This is a genomic window from Vibrio astriarenae (assembly GCF_010587385.1).
In the GTDB taxonomy this organism is placed as follows: Bacteria; Pseudomonadota; Gammaproteobacteria; order Enterobacterales; family Vibrionaceae; genus Vibrio; species Vibrio astriarenae.
Genome location: NZ_CP047475.1, coordinates 2237148 through 2253016, shown reverse-complemented (window position 1 = coordinate 2253016; position 15869 = coordinate 2237148). Strand labels below are relative to the sequence as shown.

The 15869-nt window shown below is 45.6% G+C and carries 13 protein-coding genes and 19 tRNA genes; 8 read left to right on the top strand and 24 right to left on the bottom strand.

Annotated features, from left to right (window positions below; all coding sequences use genetic code 11):
• The first annotated feature begins 4 nt into the window (after positions 1-4).
• The 7 genes from flgG (at position 5) to GT360_RS10560 (ending at position 8369) form a co-directional block, all read left to right on the top strand.
• Complete coding sequence (gene flgG / locus GT360_RS10590; RefSeq protein ID WP_164648820.1) at positions 5-793, top strand: flagellar basal-body rod protein FlgG; 789 nt, start codon at positions 5-7, stop codon at positions 791-793.
• A gap of 16 nt (positions 794-809) precedes the next feature.
• A complete protein-coding gene (gene flgH, locus GT360_RS10585) occupies positions 810-1580 on the top strand; it encodes a flagellar basal body L-ring protein FlgH (RefSeq protein WP_164649644.1) in 771 nt (256 codons plus the stop codon).
• Between the two features lie 46 nt (positions 1581-1626).
• Positions 1627-2718 (top strand): flagellar basal body P-ring protein FlgI, encoded by a 1092-nt coding sequence (locus GT360_RS10580; RefSeq protein WP_164648819.1) that lies wholly within the window; start codon positions 1627-1629, stop codon positions 2716-2718.
• Positions 2719-2734: 16 nt separating this feature from the next.
• Entirely contained in the window at positions 2735-3685 is a 951-nt protein-coding gene (flgJ, locus tag GT360_RS10575) for a flagellar assembly peptidoglycan hydrolase FlgJ (protein WP_164648818.1), read from the top strand.
• A 147-nt stretch (positions 3686-3832) separates the two neighbouring features.
• Complete coding sequence (flgK, locus tag GT360_RS10570; protein ID WP_164648817.1) at positions 3833-5707, top strand: flagellar hook-associated protein FlgK; 1875 nt, start codon at positions 3833-3835, stop codon at positions 5705-5707.
• A gap of 12 nt (positions 5708-5719) precedes the next feature.
• Positions 5720-6913: a flagellar hook-associated protein FlgL gene (flgL, locus tag GT360_RS10565; RefSeq protein ID WP_164648816.1), complete on the top strand. Its 1194-nt coding sequence runs from the start codon at positions 5720-5722 to the stop codon at positions 6911-6913.
• A gap of 310 nt (positions 6914-7223) precedes the next feature.
• Entirely contained in the window at positions 7224-8369 is a 1146-nt protein-coding gene (locus GT360_RS10560) for a flagellin (RefSeq protein ID WP_164648815.1), read from the top strand.
• Positions 8370-9049: 680 nt separating this feature from the next.
• Here GT360_RS10560 and GT360_RS10555 read toward each other — a convergent pair.
• The 22 genes from GT360_RS10555 to fur form a co-directional block, all read right to left on the bottom strand.
• Positions 9050-9134: transfer RNA gene (locus GT360_RS10555), tRNA-Leu, on the bottom strand.
• A 50-nt stretch (positions 9135-9184) separates the two neighbouring features.
• A tRNA-Gln gene (locus tag GT360_RS10550) sits at positions 9185-9259 on the bottom strand.
• A gap of 52 nt (positions 9260-9311) precedes the next feature.
• Positions 9312-9396, bottom strand: a tRNA-Leu gene (locus GT360_RS10545).
• 50 nt (positions 9397-9446) lie between these two features.
• Positions 9447-9521: transfer RNA gene (locus tag GT360_RS10540), tRNA-Gln, on the bottom strand.
• 36 nt (positions 9522-9557) lie between these two features.
• Positions 9558-9642: transfer RNA gene (locus GT360_RS10535), tRNA-Leu, on the bottom strand.
• 54 nt (positions 9643-9696) lie between these two features.
• Positions 9697-9773, bottom strand: a tRNA-Met gene (locus tag GT360_RS10530).
• Between the two features lie 29 nt (positions 9774-9802).
• Positions 9803-9887, bottom strand: a tRNA-Leu gene (locus GT360_RS10525).
• A gap of 81 nt (positions 9888-9968) precedes the next feature.
• Positions 9969-10043, bottom strand: a tRNA-Gln gene (locus GT360_RS10520).
• A 36-nt stretch (positions 10044-10079) separates the two neighbouring features.
• Positions 10080-10164, bottom strand: a tRNA-Leu gene (locus GT360_RS10515).
• Between the two features lie 54 nt (positions 10165-10218).
• Positions 10219-10295, bottom strand: a tRNA-Met gene (locus GT360_RS10510).
• Positions 10296-10324: 29 nt separating this feature from the next.
• Positions 10325-10409 (bottom strand) — tRNA-Leu (locus GT360_RS10505).
• Positions 10410-10490: 81 nt separating this feature from the next.
• Positions 10491-10565 (bottom strand) — tRNA-Gln (locus tag GT360_RS10500).
• Positions 10566-10617: 52 nt separating this feature from the next.
• Positions 10618-10702: transfer RNA gene (locus GT360_RS10495), tRNA-Leu, on the bottom strand.
• A gap of 82 nt (positions 10703-10784) precedes the next feature.
• Positions 10785-10859 (bottom strand) — tRNA-Gln (locus GT360_RS10490).
• Positions 10860-10895: 36 nt separating this feature from the next.
• Positions 10896-10980, bottom strand: a tRNA-Leu gene (locus GT360_RS10485).
• Positions 10981-11034: 54 nt separating this feature from the next.
• A tRNA-Met gene (locus tag GT360_RS10480) sits at positions 11035-11111 on the bottom strand.
• Between the two features lie 79 nt (positions 11112-11190).
• Positions 11191-11265, bottom strand: a tRNA-Gln gene (locus GT360_RS10475).
• Between the two features lie 52 nt (positions 11266-11317).
• Positions 11318-11402: transfer RNA gene (locus GT360_RS10470), tRNA-Leu, on the bottom strand.
• A gap of 102 nt (positions 11403-11504) precedes the next feature.
• A tRNA-Met gene (locus GT360_RS10465) sits at positions 11505-11581 on the bottom strand.
• A gap of 276 nt (positions 11582-11857) precedes the next feature.
• Positions 11858-12949: a redox-regulated ATPase YchF gene (gene ychF / locus GT360_RS10460; protein ID WP_164648814.1), complete on the bottom strand. Its 1092-nt coding sequence runs from the start codon at positions 12947-12949 to the stop codon at positions 11858-11860.
• Between the two features lie 10 nt (positions 12950-12959).
• Positions 12960-13550 carry an aminoacyl-tRNA hydrolase gene (pth, locus tag GT360_RS10455; RefSeq protein WP_164648813.1) on the bottom strand — a complete coding sequence of 197 codons (591 nt, stop codon included), beginning with the start codon at positions 13548-13550 and terminating at the stop codon, positions 12960-12962.
• Between the two features lie 189 nt (positions 13551-13739).
• A complete protein-coding gene (fur, locus tag GT360_RS10450; protein ID WP_164648812.1) occupies positions 13740-14186 on the bottom strand; it encodes a ferric iron uptake transcriptional regulator in 447 nt (148 codons plus the stop codon).
• Positions 14187-14382: 196 nt separating this feature from the next.
• Here fur and GT360_RS10445 point away from each other — a divergent pair, with 196 nt between their 5' ends.
• Entirely contained in the window at positions 14383-14856 is a 474-nt protein-coding gene (locus GT360_RS10445) for a DUF4442 domain-containing protein (protein WP_164648811.1), read from the top strand.
• 89 nt (positions 14857-14945) lie between these two features.
• Here GT360_RS10445 and fldA read toward each other — a convergent pair whose 3' ends face one another.
• Complete coding sequence (gene fldA, locus GT360_RS10440) at positions 14946-15479, bottom strand: flavodoxin FldA (RefSeq protein WP_164648810.1); 534 nt, start codon at positions 15477-15479, stop codon at positions 14946-14948.
• Between the two features lie 76 nt (positions 15480-15555).
• Complete coding sequence (locus GT360_RS10435; RefSeq protein ID WP_164648809.1) at positions 15556-15774, bottom strand: DUF2788 domain-containing protein; 219 nt, start codon at positions 15772-15774, stop codon at positions 15556-15558.
• Positions 15775-15869 lie beyond the last annotated feature (95 nt).

The following is a 15869-nucleotide window of genomic DNA, read 5'->3' as shown; positions in this document are numbered from 1 at the left end:
TACTATGCATCCGGCATTATGGGTTAGTAAAACAGGTTTAGATGCGCAGCAGACGAACATCTCAACCATCTCAAACAACTTGGCGAACGCATCGACCATCGGCTACAAAAAAAGCCGCGCCGTATTTGAAGACTTGTTCTATCAGAATATCAATCAACCTGGTGGCCAGTCGTCACAGAACACTGAGCTACCGAGTGGCCTAATGCTCGGTGCGGGTTCAAAAGTTGTGGCAACACAAAAGGTGCACACTCAGGGTAATACGCAAACGACGTCTAACGCACTGGATCTGATGATTGAGGGTGATGGCTTTTTCCAAGTATTGATGCCTGATGGTAATATCGGTTACACCCGTAATGGTCAGTTTACGGTCAACGGCGAGGGGCAAATTGTTACCTCTGGTGCTGGTTACACGCTAGAGCCTGAAATTGAGATTCCAGATGATGCCATCAGCATTACTGTCGGCAATGATGGTGAAGTATCAGTGCGAATTCGCGGTCAACAAGACAACCAAGTGCTAGGTCAGATTACGACGGTTGATTTCATTAACCCTGGTGGCCTTGAACCCATTGGTCAAAACCTCTACTTGCCAACAGGTGCGAGTGGAGACCCACAGGAGGGTGTGCCTGGGTTAGATGGTTTTGGTAGTGTTCGTCAATCAATGTTGGAAACGTCGAACGTTAACGTGACTGAGGAGCTGGTTAATATGATTGAAGCTCAGCGCGTTTACGAAATGAACTCCAAAGTGATCTCATCCGTCGATAAGATGATGAGCTTCGTGAACCAACAGCTGTAAGTCGGTGACTAAGATGATGAAGCGTTTATTACCTTGTGTTTTTGCCGTGCTAATGACGGGTTGTGTTGGTATGCAATCACCAGAGACACCGGAAGATGTGTCCGGCGTGACGGATGTGGATGCGGTAGAAGGTAGCCAAGACGAAAGCGGTGGCCTCGTGGATGTATTACGTCGCCGAACTGATCCAGTCCAAGGTGACCCCGCGTGGGCGCCAATTCATCCAAAACACCAGCCAGAACACTACGCGGCAGAAACAGGCTCCTTGTTTAATACCGCAAGTTTGAACAGCCTATACGATGACACTAAGCCAAGAGGCCTCGGTGATATCATTACTGTGATGCTTGACGAAAAAACCAAAGCGGCGAAAAGCTCAGATGCCGATCTTTCCAAGAATAATGATGCCTCTATGGATCCGCTCATGGTGGGTGGCCAAGAGTTGAATGTTGGCAATTACAACTTCTCTTACGAAATGAGTAACGACAACAATTTCAGTGGCAGCGCAGCAGCAAACCAAAGTAACAGCTTATCGGGTTCGATCACCGTTGAAGTAATTGAGGTGCTAGCGAATGGCAATCTAATCATTCGTGGTGAAAAGTGGTTGACACTGAACACCGGTGACGAATACATCCGTTTAAGCGGCACAATTCGTCCAGATGATATCGGCTTTGACAATACCATTGCTTCAACACGAATTTCTAACGCAAGAATCCAATACTCAGGTACGGGAACGAACCAAGATATGCAAGAGCCTGGATTCTTGGCACGATTTTTTAATGTAACCATGTAAGGTCTGCCGGTGGCAGTGGTTGAAGTTATCTTTTAGCGGTATCGTAATGAAGAAGTTTGTTTTAGTCCTAATAGCGCTCGTGCTAACAGTAGCACAGGCCCATGCAGCTCGTATCAAGGATGTAGCGCAGGTTGCTGGTGTACGTAGCAACCAACTCGTTGGTTACGGTCTTGTTACAGGCTTACCAGGTACCGGTGAATCAACGCCGTTTACGGACCAAAGCTTCAATGCCATGCTGCAAAACTTCGGCATTCAGTTGCCGCCAGGCACTAAGCCAAAAACAAGAAATGTTGCCGCTGTTATGGTCACGGCAGAAATTCCAGCGTTTACCAAACAAGGTCAGACGATTGACGTCACAGTCTCTTCAATTGGTTCAGCAAAAAGCCTACGTGGCGGTACTTTGATGCAGACCATGCTTAAAGGTCTTGATGGTCAGGTGTATGCAGTGGCTCAAGGCAACCTAGTGGTCAGTGGCTTTAGTGCGTCTGGCGCTGACGGTTCAAAAGTGGTTGGCAATAACCCAGCGGCAGGCATGATTTCTAGTGGTGCGATGGTAGAGCGAGAAATCCCGTCACCGTTTAGCCGAGGTGACCATATCACCTTCAACTTACTGCAGTCTGATTTTACGACAGCTCAGCGCATGGCTGATGCGATCAATAACTTCTTAGGGCCAAACATGGCAAACGCGATGGACGCAACGTCAATTCGAGTTCGTGCTCCGCGTGACATCAGTCAGCGTGTTGCTTTCCTATCAGCAGTAGAAAATATTGAATTTAATCCGGCAGATGGCTCGGCAAAGATCATCGTCAACTCACGTACTGGAACGATCGTGGTTGGGCAGCATGTGCGTCTTAAGCCTGCCGCTGTCACGCATGGCGGTATGACGGTCGCCATCAAAGAGAATCTCAATGTCAGCCAGCCGAATGCTTTTGCTGGTGGTCAAACGGTTGTGGTTCCAGATTCCGATATCGAAGTAACCGAGAAGCAAGGCTCAATGTTTAACTTCCAGCCAGGCCTGACATTGGATGACCTGGTAAGCGCGGTAAACGAGGTCGGTGCAGCCCCTTCTGACTTAATGGCCATTCTTCAAGCATTGAAACAAGCTGGTGCGATTGAAGGCCAGTTAATCATTATTTAGTGAGATAGGCATAAAGATGATTAACAACGGAAACGATATAGGCTTCATCCACGATATTTCAGGTCTAGACCGTCTGCGTCAAAATGCAGTAGAGGGCACTGAAGGCGATGAACAAGCGGCGTTGAGTGCGGCAGCTAAGCAATTTGAAGCGATTTTCACATCAATGCTGTTTAAATCTATGCGTGAGGCGAATGCTGACTTTGAATCAGATTTGATGAACAGCCAGAACCAAAGCTTTTACCGTCAGATGCTTGATGAGCAGATGGCATCAGAGATGAGTGCCAATGGCTCTCTGGGCTTAGCAGATATGATCGTTGCTCAGTTGAGTACGGGTAGCATCGAAAACCCAAATGCCGCAGCGCCTCAAGAGAACTTTGAAGAGATGATGCAGCGTGTTCAACAAGATAAAAAAATATACGCGCAAAATCGAGTTGAGAAAGAGCAAGCTCAAGCTGTTGCCGATGTTAAAGCGGTTTCCAAAACGACAGAAACACAATCTAACTCATTTGATTCTCCGGAAAGTTTTGTCTCTGCGATGCAGCCATATGCGGACCGAGCAGCGAAGGCTTTGGGTGTGGATTCATCAGTATTGATTGCACAAGCTGCGTTAGAAACAGGCTGGGGACAAAAAGTCATTCAAAACGGGCGTGGTAGTAGTAACAACCTGTTTAACATCAAAGCAGACCGAAGCTGGCAGGGAGATAAGATGGCGACTCAAACATTGGAATATCATTCTGGTGTACCTGTTCAAGAGCGTGCTGCTTTCCGTTCATATGATAGCTTCCAGCAAAGCTTTGATGACTATGTTCAATTTCTTGAGCGTAATCCACGATACAACACGGCATTGCAGAGCCACCAAGGCGACTCTGAAGCTTTCATGCGCGGCATTCACCAAGCGGGTTATGCAACCGATCCCAAGTATGTCGATAAAGTCATGAGCGTTAAGCGCCGAATCGATCAAATGTAATCACTTTTCCAAGAGCCTGCGTATGCAGGCTTTTGTCTATTTTTTTATCGTAAAATCAATCACATTAACTGATTTAAAAACCTGGCATCTAAATTGCTTATCTAGCGCTATAGTGGCAATTTTTGTTTTTTATCTCCCGGGGGCAGCATGGCGTCAGATCTTCTGAATGTAGGTTCACAAAGTGTTCTTACGGCTCAGAGACAACTGAACACCACAGGTCATAACATCTCGAATGCGAATACTGAAGGCTACAGCCGTCAGTCAGTCATTCAAGGGACGGCACACCCACGTCAGTTTGGTGGCCAGTCATACGGGATGGGTGTGCATGTGGAAAATGTTCGCCGCTCTTGGGATCAGTTTGCCGTTAAAGAGAAGCAGATTGCCACCACCAACTATGCTGCCAAAGCAGATGTTGAGCAAAACTTAGAGATGATGTCACAACTGACCTCATCGGTATCAGCGCGGAAAATCCCTGAAAACCTTAATGATTGGTTCAACTCAGTTAAAACACTGGCGGACACCCCAAACGACGTGGGTGCACGTAAGGTTGTTATCGACCAAGCGGCAATGGTGACCAATAACCTCAATGAGTTTCATGAGAGTGTGCGCCTGCAAGCTGGCGAGTTGAATCGTAAATTGGATGTGGGTGTTGAGCGTATGAATCAAATCGGTATCGAGATTCGTGATCTGCACCGACTGATGATGCGCACGCCCGGCCCACACAATGATCTGATGGACAGGCATGATCAGCTGATTGAAGAGCTGTCTGAATTTACCAAGGTGACAGTGACCAATCGCGCTAATGGCGAAGGCTTCAACGTGCTGATTGGCAACGGCCACACCCTAGTTTCTGGCACGGAAGCCAGCGAATTGAAAGTGATTGATGGTCATCCCGATGTGCATCAACGTCGACTTGCTATGGTGGAAGGAAAAGGCATTAAAGCCATTTCTGAAAAAGATATTGATGGCAAAATTGGCGCGATCTTAACCTCTCGAGATGAGCACATTCCTTTGCTACTCGATGAAATTGGTCGTGTCGCAGCCGCATTTTCATATCAAGTTAATGATCTACAAAGCCAAGGCTTAGATCTGAAAGGGCAAGTCGGTAAACCTTTGTTCACTGATGTGAACAGTGAGGCAGCAGCCAAAGCTCGTGTGGTGGCTGCAAAGGATACGCAATCAGAGCTGGTGGTGTTTATAGACGATATCTCGCAGCTGCGAGGTGGTGAGTATTCGGTGCAGTTCAGTAATGGACAATACCATGTGATTAACCCGCTAGGAGAAGAGGCAGTCATCGCTCCTATCGGTCAAGAGTTACACTTTGATGGATTGAGAGTGGAAGTGAGGCAGGGCATGGCACAGGGTGAAAAGTTGTTCATTCGACCAACACGTCATGCTGCGGGTGAAATCAAGATGACCACCTCGGATCCTGGTGATATTGCCGCACAGAGTTTCCAAGCATCAACGACGAATGCACAGGGTCAAGCTGACTTCAAAATTGTCAACGTGGGCACGATAAAAGAATTTGAAGTTGTCGTCTCACCACAAGGTAATGAGTTTGCCGTGACAGACACGAGAGGGCATATTTTGCTGCCTCCACAGGCTTATCCGCCAGGTGGTCAAGTGACGGTAGGCGGAACCGTGTTTGAACTTACAGAAGGAGCTTTACCGAATGATAAGTTCACCGCGAATTTGAACGCTGCGGAAGGTGACAACGGCAACTTGCGTAAAATCCAGAATCTACAGACAGAAAAGGTGATGGATGATGGAGAGACAACGCTGATTGGTCTTTATCACAACCTGAACACAGATTTGGCGATGAAGAGCTCGATGGCATCAAGTGAAACGGATATGGCGCGAATGGAAAAGCAGGCAGCTGAAGAGCGTATTGCAGCGATTTCTGGGGTAAACCTGGATGAAGAGGCGGCAAATATGATGAAGTTTCAGCAAGCCTATATGGCTTCATCACGCGTTATGCAGACCGCAAACGACACCTTTAATACCATTTTGGCATTGCGCTGATAGGAGAGAGTCATGTTGAATCGAATTTCAAGCTTTCACAACTACCAGTCAGTGCAAAATGATATGCGCCGCCAAGAGGGAAAGATTCATCAGAATCATGCTCAACTTGCGTCGGGCAAGCAGTTGGTTCAGGCAAGCGATGATCCGCTTGCCTCGCATTACATTCAGAGTATCTCTCAACAAGATACTCAGCTTGGCCACTACATAGAAGGGATCACGCTGTCGCGCAACCGTCTTAATCATGAAGAGGTGCTGTTAGACAACGCAGAGCAATTTACAGACTCTGCGAAGCGCAGTGTGATGGAGATGATTAATGGTGCGTATTCCCCTCAAGATCGAACGGCCAAAAAGCAGGACCTCCAGGAGCTAACAAGTAACTTTCTCAACTTGGTCAATGTGCAAGACGAGTCGGGTAACTATATTTTTGCGGGCACAAAGCCTCGCTACCAACCTTTTTATCGAGATGCCGATGGGCGAGTCACTTACGTGGGTGATGACTATCAGCGCAAAATGAAGATCTCCAACAATATGGAGATAGCGATGAATGACCCCGGTAGCAAAGTGTTCATGGAGATACCGAATCCCTACGGTCATTACTCAGCGAGCTACAACTTGGTTTCTGGTTCTGAATTGTTATTCGAGCGCGCTGAAAACACCAATAACAGTGATTTGTCGGTGTATAACGTGACGTTTGTGGATATGGGTAATGGGCAATTTGGTTATCAGCTTGAGCAGAATGGCGTTGCGGTCAAAGCTGATATTTACGACCCAAGTGCCGGTATTGAGTTTAATGACCTTACTATCCAGTTTCGTGGTCAGATAGCTGCTGGCGATCAAGTCGAACTTGGACGCCGTGAAGCCTTCAGCGTGTTCGATGCGCTGCAAGACGCCATTGATTATGCCGAAGGTTCTGTCTCAGATGCATCAAATACAGCGCATCTACACCAAGCGACAGAAGAGCTTTCTGCCGCATTTGTTCATTTGGGACAAACGCGAACAGAAGTGGGTACTAGATTGAGTACACTCGATATTCAAGAAGACCAGCATAAAGATTTTCAAATGTCGCTCGCGAAATCCAAAAGTAACTTTGAAGACTTGGATTATTCAAAAGCGGTGATTGAGTTTAGTGAAAACTCCCGAGCATTACAGGCCTCACAGCTTGCATTCGGTAAGACAAAAGACTTGTCTTTGTTTAACTACCTATAGCGAATAGTGAAAGTAAAAATGAAGTTCGTTTCTAGCCCTTTGTGCGATGCCAAAGGTGCAACAAAGCGGCAAAGTTCGTCCTCACTCGATCTTTTGCTATAGGGAATTAAAAGAAAAGCAACATTAAACTGTTGTTTAATGACAAAAATAAAATTGGCATACAATGTGCATTGTAAGTCGGACGATGAATAACTTGACCGATATTTTTGATATCAGGTTTAGCAAGTAATTTTACGGTCAGTGCTTCCAATTGAGATAAAGCTGACCGCTTCGCAATCAAGAGTTGCGAACTCACTCGGAGAGCAAAAATATGACCATTACGGTGAACACCAACGTTTCTGCCATGACGGCACAGCGTTACCTAAACAAGGCATCGAATGACCTTAATACGTCAATGGAACGCTTGTCTTCTGGACATAAGATCAACAGTGCTCGTGATGATGCTGCAGGTCTTCAAATTTCAAACCGCTTGACGGCTCAGTCGCGTGGTTTGGACGTTGCGATGCGCAACGCGAATGATGGTATTTCTATCGCACAAACGGCGGAAGGAGCGATGAATGAATCGACCTCTATTCTGCAGCGTATGCGTGATCTATCGATCCAATCAGCAAACGGTACCAACACGGGTGCGGATCGTATTGCCATCAATGATGAAGTAGAAGCACTACAAGCAGAGCTGAACCGTATTGCAGAAACGACCTCTTTCGGTGGGCGTAAACTGCTAAATGGTCACTTTGGAGAGGCATCATTCCAGATTGGCGCAGCTTCTGGTGAAGCGGTTATCATGGGGATGACAAGTATTCGTGCAGATGATCATCGTATGGGCGGTCAATCGTATTTTGCGACCAATGGTAAAGACGCATTGTGGGGGGTTGACCCTGCTGCGAGTGACATCAAATTTGACTTCAATGATAAAGAAGGCGACCCAGTGTCTATCGAAATCTTCGCTAAAGGTGGCGATGATATCGAGCAACTGGCGACCTACATCAATGGTCAAACCGACCAGCTTCAGGCGTCAGTAAGCGAAAATGGCGAGCTGCAGGTTTTCTTTGCAGAAGCAGAGGTTGAAGATCTTGGTGCGGTGACGATTTCGGGTGGTCTAGCGACGGACCTTGGCCTAAATGGTGCACCTAAAGTCGATACAACAGTACATGACATTGACGTACGTACGGTTGCTGGCTCACAAAATGCAGTCGGTATTATTGATTCAGCGTTGAAGTATATTGATTCACAACGCGCGGATCTTGGTGCGAAACAGAATCGCTTCGAACATACGATCAATAACTTGGCAAATATCCAAGAAAATGTTGAAGCGTCGAATAGCCGAATTAAAGACACGGACTTTGCGAAGGAAACGACGCAAATGACCAAGAGTCAAATCTTGCAACAAGCAGGGACTTCTATCCTTGCTCAAGCAAAACAGTTGCCAAACTCTGCAGTAACGTTGCTGCAGTAGTAGTAGTATTGACCAGTATGCCCAGACGTGGGTTGGTTTTTGCTACGGCAAAGTAGCTTAACAGAAGCTATCAAAGCTCTCTCTCTCACTCCTGCTTTGGTGTGCCGAGTTGAGTTACTAAAGGTCAGTCGGAAGTGTGTTCATTTCTCAAGATCTCCACACAGGCTCTGACTGCCACCACTAGCCCCGGTTCTCTCAAAGGAAAAGGGGCTTTTTCTTTTCTGTATCCTCTAAAACCCTGCAATACTCCCTGTTGATTTATCCCTCCTGTTAAATCATATATCTAAGTAGCCTAATAGAACTCTCTGTTGCGTTATATTACTCATCATATTACTAGTGAAATTCCAAATCGGAGGTTTCTAGCAGTGAGAACGTCACTGTAGATCAGTTGTGTTTTAAAGCAGGGAAATGATAGCAGCCGTTGGCTCGCTACGTTCGCTTTAAGGCAGAGAGGATAACTAGTTAAGTGCCGTTATTATCCTCGTTTTATTTGAATAAGGGTGAGTCTACATTGAGCTTCGTAAAGGCTGAGCTATTCACTTTGGATAACTGTTATCGATTGACCCACAAACGTATCGGTAGGAGCGGCTTGGAGCGCGCGTGGTGGTAAGGGTTAGTCAGGCATACAAAGGACAGGAAAGAAAAAAGGCCCAACGATTTCTCGTTGAGCCTTTGAATGATGGTGCGGAAGGAGAGACTTGAACTCTCACACCTTGCGGCGCCAGAACCTAAATCTGGTGCGTCTACCAATTCCGCCACTTCCGCATCAATTTATAGTCTTAGCTGATGATTGGTGAATCAACTAGACATTGTGTTGGCTGGGCTACCTGGATTCGAACCAGGGAATGGCGGCATCAAAAGCCGCTGCCTTACCGCTTGGCGATAGCCCAACAGGATTGTTTAAAGTGTCAATCACACTACTCTTTATTTCTAAAGAAAATATGGTGCGGAAGGAGAGACTTGAACTCTCACACCTTGCGGCGCCAGAACCTAAATCTGGTGCGTCTACCAATTCCGCCACTTCCGCATCAATTTGTAGTCTTAGCTGATGATTGGTGAATCAACTAGACGTTGTGTTGGCTGGGCTACCTGGATTCGAACCAGGGAATGGCGGCATCAAAAGCCGCTGCCTTACCGCTTGGCGATAGCCCAACAGGATTGTTTAAAAGTGTCAATCACACTGAATAATGGTGCGGAAGGAGAGACTTGAACTCTCACACCTTGCGGCGCCAGAACCTAAATCTGGTGCGTCTACCAATTCCGCCACTTCCGCAACAAATCTTTAGCTAAGCCGACAATTGGTAAAGTCGGAATAGCATTGTATGAATGGTGGCTACGACGGGATTCGAACCTGTGACCCCATCATTATGAGTGATGTGCTCTAACCAGCTGAGCTACGTAGCCATTTTTACTAACTTAGTAGTAAAGAATGATGGTGCGGAAGGAGAGACTTGAACTCTCACACCTTGCGGCGCCAGAACCTAAATCTGGTGCGTCTACCAATTCCGCCACTTCCGCATCAATTTGTAGTTAAGAGAGCAATTGGTAAAGCTCGATCTTAACGTTGTGTTTTGTCTTAAAGACAAGCCACTGTAATAGTGGCAGGGCTACCTGGATTCGAACCAGGGAATGGCGGCATCAAAAGCCGCTGCCTTACCGCTTGGCGATAGCCCTGCAGATAAACAACGAGTAAACGTCATTATCAAATAATGGTGCGGAAGGAGAGACTTGAACTCTCACACCTTGCGGCGCCAGAACCTAAATCTGGTGCGTCTACCAATTCCGCCACTTCCGCAACAAATCTTTAGTTAAGCCGACAATTGGTAAAGTCGAAATAACATTGTATGAATGGTGGCTACGACGGGATTCGAACCTGTGACCCCATCATTATGAGTGATGTGCTCTAACCAGCTGAGCTACGTAGCCATTTTTACTAATTTAATAGTAAAGAATGATGGTGCGGAAGGAGAGACTTGAACTCTCACACCTTGCGGCGCCAGAACCTAAATCTGGTGCGTCTACCAATTCCGCCACTTCCGCATCAATTTGTAGTTAAGAGAGCAATTGGTAAAGCTCGATCTTAACGTTGTGTTTTGTCTTAAAGACAAGTCACTGTAATAGTGGCTGGGCTACCTGGATTCGAACCAGGGAATGGCGGCATCAAAAGCCGCTGCCTTACCGCTTGGCGATAGCCCAACAGGATTGTTTAAAGTGTCAATCACACTACTCTTTATTTCTAAAGAAAATATGGTGCGGAAGGAGAGACTTGAACTCTCACACCTTGCGGCGCCAGAACCTAAATCTGGTGCGTCTACCAATTCCGCCACTTCCGCATCAATTCTGTAGTTAAGAGAGCAATTGGTAAAGCTCGATCTTAACGTTGTGTTTTGTCTTAAAGACAAGCCACTGTAATAGTGGCAGGGCTACCTGGATTCGAACCAGGGAATGGCGGCATCAAAAGCCGCTGCCTTACCGCTTGGCGATAGCCCTGCAGATAAACAACGAATAAACGTTATTATCAAATAATGGTGCGGAAGGAGAGACTTGAACTCTCACACCTTGCGGCGCCAGAACCTAAATCTGGTGCGTCTACCAATTCCGCCACTTCCGCAACAAATCTTTAGCTAAGCCGACAATTGGTAAAGTCGGAACAGCGTTGTATAAATGGTGGCTACGACGGGATTCGAACCTGTGACCCCATCATTATGAGTGATGTGCTCTAACCAGCTGAGCTACGTAGCCACTCTTGAGAGCCGAAGAATATAATACAAACTCCGCTCTAGTGCCAACTCTTTTTTCAAATAATTGCCACTTTAATGTATGGCTGGGCTACCTGGATTCGAACCAGGGAATGGCGGCATCAAAAGCCGCTGCCTTACCGCTTGGCGATAGCCCAACAGCGAACAACTTATTTAGACATATAGTCAAAAACAATCCGTTCTGAATAATGGTGCGGAAGGAGAGACTTGAACTCTCACACCTTGCGGCGCCAGAACCTAAATCTGGTGCGTCTACCAATTCCGCCACTTCCGCATCGCTGTTTAGTCTCTAGCTAAGAGTATAGTTATCTAAGATGATTGGTTAATCTTAGTAACGTTGTTTTTCTAAAGGCTCTTTAAAAAAGCACTTAGAAAATGGTGGCTACGACGGGATTCGAACCTGTGACCCCATCATTATGAGTGATGTGCTCTAACCAGCTGAGCTACGTAGCCATTTATTTTTCTCTGCGGTATCGCTGAGAACGGAGCGGATTATGCGGATATCACTGCAAGCCGTCAATAGTTTTTTGGAGAAAATTTGCGTAAATCAATCGTTCGCTTTCTTTTTAAACAAAGAGGCGTATTTGTGATCTAAAACTGTCGTTATTCTTGCAGATAAATCTCAGTTAAATGTTTGAAGGTTGATAGTAAATTACGAACGGATATTTTGAGCACATATAAAAACAGCCAGCAATTGCTGACTGTTTGATGGTATTTTAAACGCTTAGCTTAAACGTTGAAGCGGAAGTGAATCACATCGCCATCTTTTACAATGTAATCTTTACCTTCTAGACGCCATTTACCAGCATCTTTAGCACCACTTTCACCGTTAAATTCGATAAAGTCGTCATAACCGACAACTTCAGCGCGGATAAAGCCTTTTTCAAAGTCTGTATGGATCTTACCCGCTGACTGAGGCGCTGTTGCACCGACAGGGATAGTCCATGCACGTACTTCTTTTACGCCTGCAGTGAAGTATGTTTGCAGTGTAAGTAGATCGTAACCAGAACGGATAACACGGTTAAGGCCTGGTTCTTCAATACCCATGTCAGCAAGGAACTCTTCACGATCTTCGTCATCAAGCTCTGAAAGCTCAGATTCGATAGCTGCACAAACTGGAACAACCACATTGTTCTCTTTCGCTGCGAACTCACGCACTGCATCTAGGTATGGGTTATCTTCAAAACCATCTTCGTTCACGTTAGCGATGTACATTGTTGGCTTTAGCGTTAGGAAGTTAAGGTAACCAACGGCTGCTAGCTCTTCTTTAGCAAGCTCAACCGTACGTGCCATGCCGCCTTCAGTTAGAACAGGTAGTAGCTTTTCAAGGACTGTTAGCTCAAATTTAGCGTCTTTATCGCCACCTTTTGCTTTCTTAGCATTACGCTGGATAGCACGCTCACATGAATCAAGGTCAGCCATAGCAAGTTCAAGGTTGATCACCTCGATATCTTCGATTGGTGACACTTTACCTGCAACGTGAACAATATTCTCGTTCTCGAAACAACGAACAACGTGACCAATCGCATCAGTTTCACGGATGTTTGCTAGGAATTTGTTACCCAGACCTTCACCACGTGATGCACCCGCAACCAGACCAGCGATATCCACGAACTCCATCGTTGTCGGAAGAACCTTCTGTGGGTTAACGATCTTTGCTAGAGCATCTAGACGTAGATCTGGCACAGGTACTACGCCCGTGTTTGGCTCGATAGTACAGAAAGGGAAGTTAGCGGCTTCGATACCCGCTTTAGTGAGTGCGTTAAACAGAGTTGACTTACCTACGTTTGGTAGACCAACGATGCCACATTTAAAACCCATGATAGTAACCTTATTCAGCTTTGAACGTGTGTAAGCGGTTTTGTGCTTTAGTTAGGCCATCCTTAATAAGGATATCTAAGCAGCGAACGGATTCGTCAACAACAGCGTCAAGACACTCTTGTTCTTTTGCTGGTGCTTTGCCTAACACATAACCTGATACTTTATCTTTGTGTCCAGGATGGCCAATGCCAATTCTGAGACGGTAAAATTCTTTGTTATTCCCGAGTTTACTGATGGTATCACGCAGACCATTATGGCCTCCGTGTCCCCCCCCTTTTTTGAACTTAGCGACTCCTGGCGGAAGATCAAGTTCATCGTGTGCCACCATGATCTCTTCAGGCTTGATTTGATAAAACTTAGCAAGTGCTGCGATTGCTTTACCAGATAGGTTCATAAAAGTGGTTGGGATCAGCAGGCGGAGATCTTCACCATTGAGCATAATGCGTCCAGTGTATCCAAAGAATTTCGCTTCATTCTTTAGGATCACATTGTTTGAGCGCGCTAACTCTTCAACTACCCACGCCCCAGCATTGTGACGTGTCTTAGCATATTCAGGTCCAGGGTTCGCTAGACCAACGAGTAATTTAATCTGTTGACTCAAGGTAAGATCTCTTCGGGTATTTTGAAAGCGCAGTATGATAGCACAGAAATAATAAACCGTGCATTTTCGAGAAAAGATAGCGCTTCCTGGGATGTAAAGGGCAATGTTTTACCTAATTATTAGCGCCACTACGTAAAAAACCAGCATTGCTGCTGGCTTTGTCACTCGGTCTACCTTGGGAAAGAGAGGTTATTTCTTTTTGTGGTAGTTTGGATCAGTCTTACAAGCACTGTTATGGCTTTTGCCGTAGAGATATAAGCTATGGTTCGTCAACGTCATATTGTAGTTCTGAGCGATTTCATTTTGACGCTGCTCAATGACTTCATCTGAAAACTCGATGACTTCACCACAATCAAGACACACAAGGTGATCATGGTGGTGTTGTGTTGCCAGTTCAAAGACAGACTTTCCGCCTTCAAAATGGTGACGCGTTACGATACCTGCATCATCAAATTGGTTAAGTACGCGATAGACGGTAGCGAGGCCAATCTCTTCGCCTAAATCGATGAGCTTTTTGTATAAGTCTTCAGCGCTGATATGCTGACAATCTGGTTGCTGCAGTAGTTCTAATATTTTTAACCTAGGCAGGGTGACTTTAAGACCTGCATCCTTTAAGGCTTTATTATTGTCCGGCATATACGTTCCTGTTGACGATCTTCATCTTTCACATGAATTTAGTTATGTCTCGATTATATGGCAAGCGAGGAAAACAATAAACCTTGAACTTCAAAGGGATAAACCGAAGTCTAAAATTCGAGTAGATAAAAGTGCGACAGCTGGTCTGATGAGTTACAATTGTGTAACAAATGTAGACAGTTAGATTTATCTCGATATGTTCGACAAGATTTATAAACCCAATGTAGTTCGCTTCGCTCTAAACATATGGCCACCTTTTTGGGGGGCAGGCATTAAAATCATTTCGATCAGTGATGATTTTCGCCAGGTAAAAATGCGTTTAAAGCTACGTTGGTGGAACAAGAATGCCAATCGAACACAATATGGCGGCAGTATGTTTTCTCTTACCGATCCTGTTTACGCTTTGATGTTAATGGGGATTTTGGGGCCAAAGTATTATGTTTGGGATAAAGAGGCAAGCATCAACTTTATTAAACCAGGTGGCACAGATCTGTACGCGGATTTTGAGTTGAGTCAGCAGCAACTCGATGAAATTTGGGCGCTAACTTCGACAGGTGAAAAGTGCTTTCCAGAGTTTGTCGTACATGTAAAAGATCGCTCAGGTGAGGTTGTCGCCGAGGTAGAACGCAAGCTTTATATTCGGAAGAAACCGCAGCATAGGGAAGCCTAACTATGACTAAATTGTGAATGGTCATACACAGTTAGATACAAAAAAACCCAAGCAGTGAGGCTTGGGCTTTTAATGCAATCTAAGTCAGATTAGTCAGCTAGCTCTGCTAGGCACATCTCTTCAAATAGTTGCTTACACCAGTTGTTAACGCGCTCTTCAGTCAGCTCTGGTTGACGATCTTCGTCGATACACAGACCAACAAACTGAGAATCGTCGCCTTCAACAAGTGCTTTAGATGCTTCGAACTCGTAGCCGTCTGTTGATGTTTGACCAAGGATAGTACCGCCCTTCGCTTCAACAATATCACGCACTGTGCCCATCGCATCACAGAAGTACTCAGCGTAGTCTTCTTGGTCTCCACAACCGAAGATAGCCACAAGTTTAGTAGAGAAATCCACTTGCTCTAGCTCTGGGAAAAAGTCGTCCCAATCACACTGAGCTTCACCGTAGTACCAAGTCGGGATACCAAGTAGCAGTAGGTCGAAGTTATCGACATCTTCTTTACTACTCTTCGCGATATCTTGTACGTGAATCAGTTGTTTACCTAGTTGCTTTTGAATCATCTTAGCAACAGCTTCAGTGTTACCTGTATCGCTGCCGAAAAAGATACCTACACTTGCCATAGATTCTCTACCTTTGTTTGTTTAGTGTTGGCTAAATAGGGCCACATTGGAATACATCTGCAATGTGTTGATGAACTCAGAGTCCAGTCCCTTCCCAGCTGATTTGGATAATCCCTTTTGCGATAAATCCAGCACAACCCAAAAAGAGCACAAGCCAGACAATACGACGACCAAAGGGTGGAACATTAGCCTGTTTGAGTACGTCCTTTATTGCCATACCGATCAAGAAGAAGATCGCTGCAAATAGGAGGTCTAAACCAATGGATTCCAACACGTTCATGTAGTCGTAGAGCATACTTTCCCTTTATGCCAAATTGCTTGGGCGCACTATACCACTGTTATCCACTAAAGTTAATGATTCCTGTTTAACAATAATACATAGATTAAAAA